Raw genomic sequence first — 1,340 nt, forward strand, 5'->3', positions numbered from 1 at the left:
CGCCCCGCGCGCACGCCCTCGCGAATGGCGATGTCGCGCGCGAAGTGCTCGGAGAAGCTCTGCGCGCCGAGCCATCGTCGGGCTGCGGCGAGCTGCTGCTGCCGCACGTCGCATTCCTCGGCGATGCTGTAGAGCTGCTCGGCGACGGCGCTGGCCATCGCCGACGAGAGCCGCATATCGCCGTTCTCGACGCAGCGCATGAGCGTCGCTAGCTCGCGCAGGTCATAGGCGAGGCCGGAGGAGGAGGCGTCAGCCATGCGCGCCTACCTCGCCGGTGCCGCAAAAGCCCTGCTCTCGAAAGATCATCATGGACATCACCGCATCTCCTCGCCGCCACGGTTCGCCCACGCCTGCCGCAAATCATCGGCGGTGATGTCCCGCCCCGCGCCAGACGCCATGATCGCAGCCAGCTTCAACGACTCGGCGATCTGGCCGAGCGCGCCCGGCTTGCGGCCGATCGCCCGCGCCAGCTTGCGCACTTCCGGGTCCTCGATCTTCCAGGCGTCGACATAGGCGTCGATGTCGGCCTGCCGCGGCGTCATCCGGCGGATGCGCATGCCGATGCGGCGATGCAGCTGCGCCTGCCCCTCGCGCGGCGTCGTCTGGCCCCAGCGCGTCGAGACCTCCTCATTGCCCAGGAGCGCAATGCCGCAGCCATACTCGTCCATGTAGTAGCGCAGCTCGTTGACCGCGGCTTCCGTGAGGTTCTGGGCCTCGTCGACCATCACCAGTGTGTTGCGGCCATTGCGCTTCAATTTCCCGCCGATCGTATAGGCGAGCTTCTTCGGATCGCGCTCGACGACGCCGATCTCGGTGGCCAACACATTGAGCATGGAATGCACGGAGCCGGTCGAGGGCCGCATGACGACACGATAGGCGTGCGGCCGGGTCGCCACGACATGGCGGGAGACGGTAGACTTGCCCATTCCCGCGCCGAGCGTGATCAAGACGAAGGCCGGCGCCGTCTGCGCATAGATGATGGCATTGAGCGCTTCGCGCGCCGTTGCCGTCTCGACGAAGGCGGGCTCGGCGAGCGTCGCCAGCGAGGCGGCGCGGCGCGTTGCCTCGGCGTCCAGCCATTTGCGCACACGCGCGGTGGTGTTCGGATAGTTGCCGTTGTAGTTGCCGGCATACCAGGGGCTCAGTGTGCCCTGGGGCACATCGGCCCGGCGGCAGACCTCGGCCATGGATATGCCGAGCTGCTCGGCGAGCGCGCGCACCTCGCGCGTCGCGCGGCGCCATTCATTAAGCGGCTTCTCGGCGAGATGCGTCGGCTCTCCGGCGGGATCGCCCCATCCGGTATTGTCCGAATTGCTTGCTTCTGCAGGCTCACTAATCTC

2 protein-coding genes are annotated in these 1,340 nt (G+C 67.6%); both read right to left on the bottom strand.

Features of this window, described 5'->3' with window-relative positions; all coding sequences use genetic code 11:
- Window positions 1–257 (bottom strand): hypothetical protein (locus tag K3F48_RS23740; protein ID WP_222577904.1); only part of this gene is annotated, 257 nt, incomplete at its 3' end.
- Window positions 258–314: 57 nt separating this feature from the next.
- Window positions 315–1,340: AAA family ATPase (locus tag K3F48_RS23745; protein ID WP_370631492.1), on the bottom strand; the 1,026-nt coding region annotated here is incomplete at its 5' end.

Origin of the sequence: Methylosinus sp. Sm6 (assembly GCF_019802345.1) — a bacterium.
Taxonomy (GTDB): Bacteria; Pseudomonadota; Alphaproteobacteria; order Rhizobiales; family Beijerinckiaceae; genus Methylosinus.